We start from the raw sequence: 4,499 nt of genomic DNA on the forward strand, positions 1-4,499 counted from the left end.
CGCGCGCCGCGCGGACCCTTGCGCCGGAGGACTGGGCGGCGGCGCACGACCTCGCCGACCGCCTGGCGGCCGCCCTCGCGCCGCTCGAGGAGCTTGCCGGGCGCGCGGGAGAAATCGCGCTTCCCGCGCTTGTGGAGGCGCACATCGCCGCCATCGAGGCGGCATCCCGCGGCCCTGCATCCGATCCGAGGGAGGCCGCCGCCGGCGATGCGGGACGCGCCCTCGTCGAGGCGCTCGGCGCGATCCGCGCCGCGGCGGAGGAGGGGCCGCCGATCGCGGCCCGGGAATATCCGGCGCTCTTCGGCGCCCTCATCGACCAGTCGGTCGTGCGCCGCCGCGGCGGCGCCGACCCGCGCATCCACATCTGGGGCGCGCTCGAGGCGCGGCTCCAGTCGGCCGATACGGTCGTCCTCGGCGGGCTGAACGAGGGGACGTGGCCGAGCGAGACGCGGCTCGATCCGCTCCTCTCGCGGACGATGCGGATCGCCCTCGGGCTCGCCCCGCCCGAGCAGCGGATCGGCCTCGCGGCGCACGATTTCGCGCAGGCGCTCGGCAGGCCCCGCGTATGGCTCAGCCGGGCGCGGCGCGAGGACGGCCAGCCGCGGGTCGCCTCGCGCTGGCTGCAGCGCCTTCTCGCTTATGCCGGGGAGGAAGCGGGGGCAGGGCTCGCGGCGCGCGGAAGCGAGGTGATCGGCTTCGCGCGCGCGCTCGATGCGGCCGAGGGTCCGGTTCGGCCGGCCGGGCGGCCGGCGCCCAAGCCGCCCCTCCGCCTGCGGCCTCGCCAGCTCTCCGTCACCGAGATCGAGACGCTCATCCGCGATCCCTACGCCGTCTATGCCAGGCACGTGCTGGGGCTCCGGCCGTTCGAGCCGATCGCCAAGGCGCTCGATGCGGCGGAGCGCGGAACGCTGATCCACCGCGTGCTGGAGCGCTTCGTCAAGGAGCGTCCAGGCGGGCCGTTCGATGGCGAGGCGGAGCGGCGGCTCGCCGGGATCGCCGATGAAGTCTTTGCGCTCTTCGAGGATTTCCCCGAGGTGGCGACGGTCTGGCGCCCGCGCTTCGACCGGATCGCGCGGTGGTTCCTCACGACGGAGGGCGGCCGGGCGGAGATATGCGAGCGGCGCGTCGAGGCCTCCGGCGCCCTGTCCGTCGGGGACGGCTTCGTCCTCACCGGGCGGGCCGACCGGATCGACAGGCTCGCCGACGGAACGCTCGCCATCATCGACTACAAGACCGGCCAGCCGCCGGGCGCGAACGAGGTCCTCTCGCTCTCGCCGCAGCTGCCGCTCGAGGCGATCCTGGTCGAGAAGGGCGCCTTCGAGGGCACAGCCGCGGGCGAGGTTTCCCGGCTCGAATATTACCGGCTGGCAGGCCATGGGGACGGCCCGGAGATCTGCCCGCGGGGCGCGCGGGAGACCGCGCGGGGCGGCAGGCCGGCGGTCACGCTGCGGGAGACGCTCGCCGTGACGGAGCTCCGCCTCCGGGAGCTCGTCGCGGCCTTCGCCTCCGCCGAGACCCCCTATCTCTCGCGCAAGGTTCCCAAGCTCGGCCGCCAGTTCGGCGGCGACTACGATCATCTCGCCCGGATCGCGGAATGGGCGCTGGAGGATTCGGGCGATGAGTGAGGTGCCCGCGCCGGATCCGCTTGCCCGCACGCAGCGCCACCAGCGCGCCGCCTCCGATCCGGGCGGCTCCGCCTGGGTGGTGGCGAATGCCGGCTCCGGCAAGACACATGTCCTGACGCTCCGGGTGATAAGGCTCCTCCTCGCGGGTGCCGAGCCGGCATCGATCCTCTGCCTCACCTTCACGCGCACGGCGGCGGCGGAGATGGCGCGCCGCGTCTTCGACACGCTCGGGCGCTGGGCGACCATGCCGGACGGCGAGCTCGGGAAGGCGATCGCGGAGCTCGAGGGGCGCGAGCCCCGGGCGGGCGATCTCGCCCGCGCGCGCCGCCTCTTCGCGGATGCGCTGGAGACCCCCGGCGGGCTCAAGATCCAGACCATCCACGCCTTCTGCGAGCGGCTGCTCCACCAGTTCCCGCTCGAGGCCAATGCTCCGGCCCATTTCGAGATCCTCGACGACACCGGCGCCGCCGCGCTGCTCGCCGAGGCGCAGCAATCCGTCATGGGCCGCGCGCGCGACGGCGGGGCGCTGGCGGACGCGCTTCGCCGCCTGGCGGAGACGACCGGCGACGCGGAGATCGCGAAGGCCCTTTCCGCCATCATCGCGTGCCGCGACGATCTCAGGCGCTGGTTCGAGCTCGCGGCCCCGGCGGGCGAAGCGGGCGGGCTCGACGACGTCCTCGCCGATCTCCGCCGCCGGCTCGGGCTCGATCCTGACGACACCGAGGAGAGCCTCTGCCGCGCCGTCTGCGCGGCGGCGGACTGGCCGCACGCACGCTGCCGCGAGCTCTCGGACCGGCTCGCCGAGGCGCTGGCGAAGGCCGGTCACAGCTATGACAGGCGCGCCGCCGAGGCGCTCGGGCGCATTCTCGCCGCGGCCTCCGCCGTCGAGGAGGCACGGGAACGCTGCGGCTTCTTCCTTTCCTGGGACAAGGAGGCCTCGGACTGGCGCTGCTACAGCGCGAAGCAGCGTTTCGGAGCCGCCTTCAAGAGCGCGATGCCCGGCCTCGAGGAGGCGTTCGTCGCCGAGGCGGAGCGCCTCGTCCCGCTCCTTCGCCGCCTTCTCGCGGTCCGCACCTTCGACGCGACCGCGGCGCTTCTGCGTGTCGGCGACGCGATCCTCGACCATTACCGCGCGGCCAAGAACCGGCTCGGCTTCCTGGACTATGACGACCTGATCGTGCGGACGCGAAACCTGCTGTCGCGCGCGGACGCCGCGGAATGGGTGCTCTACAAGCTCGACGCCCGCATCCGGCACATCCTGGTCGACGAGGCCCAGGACACGAGCCCGGCGCAATGGGAAATCGTGAAGTCGCTCGCCGGCGACTTCTTCTCCGGCGCGGGCGCCGTCGGCTCGGTGCGCTCGATGTTCGCGGTCGGCGACGACAAGCAGTCGATCTTCGGCTTCCAGGGCGCCGCGCCGCGCATGCTGTCGGAGATGGAGGCGCATTTCCGCTCCGCCGCGGAAGGCGTCGAGCATCGCTTCGTGCACGCGCCGCTGTCGCTCTCGTTCCGCTCGACGGCCGAGGTCCTGGCGGCCGTGGACAAGGTCTTCTCGGGCGAGCTCGAGGAGAGCGTCACGACCGCCTACGAGCCGCATTCGGCGCACCGGCTCGATGAGCCGGGCGACGTGGTCCTCTGGCCGCGGATCGCGAAGGCCGACGTCCCGGAACCGGAGGACTGGACGACGCCGCTCGACGCGCCGACCCAGGCCGAGGCGGCGCTCGCCGAGCGGATTGCGGAGGAGATCGGGCGGCTCGTCGGCGGCGAGCCCCTCCGCTCGGGCAAGCGCGTGCGGCCGGGCGGCATCCTCGTCCTTTCGCGCAAGCGCGACGCCTTCGTGGTCGCCATGCACCGCGCCCTGAAGGCGCGCGGCATTCCCGCCGCCGGTGCCGACAGGGTCGCGGTGGCGACCCATATCGCCGCGCTCGACTGCCTCGCGCTCGCCGACGTGATGCTGATGCCGGAGGACGACCTCCAGCTCGCCGCGGTGCTGAAGAGCCCGCTCGTCGGCCTCGACGAGGAGGCGCTCATGGAGGTTGCCGCGGAGCGCGGTCGCCGCAGCCTGTGGCGGGCGCTCGGCGCGGCGGAGGCCGAGCCGCACCGCGCCGCCTATGCGCGCCTCGCCGGCTGGCGCTCGATGGCCGACCAGGTGACGCCGTTCCGCTTCTTCGCGACCGTGCTCGGCCCCGACGGGGGGCGGCGCGCGTTCCGCAGCCGGCTCGGGAGCGAAGCGGACGACGTGCTCGATGCGCTGCTCGGCGAGGCGCTCGCCTACGAGCAGGCGGAGCCGCCGACGCTGCAGGGCTTCGCCGCCTATCTCCGGGCCGGCACCGGCGACATCAAGCGCGAGCTCGACGAGACCGCCGCCGGCGTCCGCGTCATGACGGTGCACGGGGCGAAGGGGCTCGAAGCGGACGTCGTGTTCCTCGTCGATGGCGGCGGCCGCGTCGTCCACCCGTCGCATCGCGGGGCGCTCGTGCCGATCGGCGGCCGCGGTGATCCCGCCTTCGTGTGGCGGCGGCGCGACGGCGAGGCGTTGCGACGCCAGTACCAGGCCGATGCCGAGGCGGACCGCGAGGCGACCCGCGAATACCGGCGCCTGCTCTATGTCGGAATGACGCGCGCCCGCGACCGCCTCTATGTCTGCGGCGTCCGCGCCCGGAAGGAGGTCGAGGGCTGCTGGTACGACCTTGTGGCACGCGCGCTCCTGCCCGCGGATATCCCGCGCGACGAAAATGCGGAGATCGTTGCGCCCTTCGTGTGGGGCGAGCCGCTGCGGCCGCCGCGCCCGCCCGCCGGGGAAGAACGCGGCGATGCCGCGCCGCCCGCCGGACTTCCCGGCTGGCTCCGCGCGCCGGCACCGTCCCCGCCGCC

The 4,499-nt window shown here is 74.1% G+C and carries 2 protein-coding genes; both read left to right on the plus strand.

Annotation, left to right across the window (positions count from 1 at the left end; genetic code table 11):
- A partial coding sequence (addB, locus tag E4O86_RS22295; RefSeq protein WP_161142743.1) for a double-strand break repair protein AddB occupies positions 1-1,625 on the plus strand: 1,625 nt, incomplete at its 5' end.
- Positions 1,618-4,499, plus strand: a 2,882-nt coding sequence (gene addA, locus E4O86_RS22300; protein WP_161142744.1) for a double-strand break repair helicase AddA, incomplete at its 3' end; no start/stop codon positions are given. The genes addB and addA, both read left to right, overlap by 8 nt.

It is taken from the genome of Propylenella binzhouense (assembly GCF_009866965.1).
GTDB classification, from domain to species: Bacteria; Pseudomonadota; Alphaproteobacteria; order Rhizobiales; family Afifellaceae; genus Propylenella; species Propylenella binzhouense.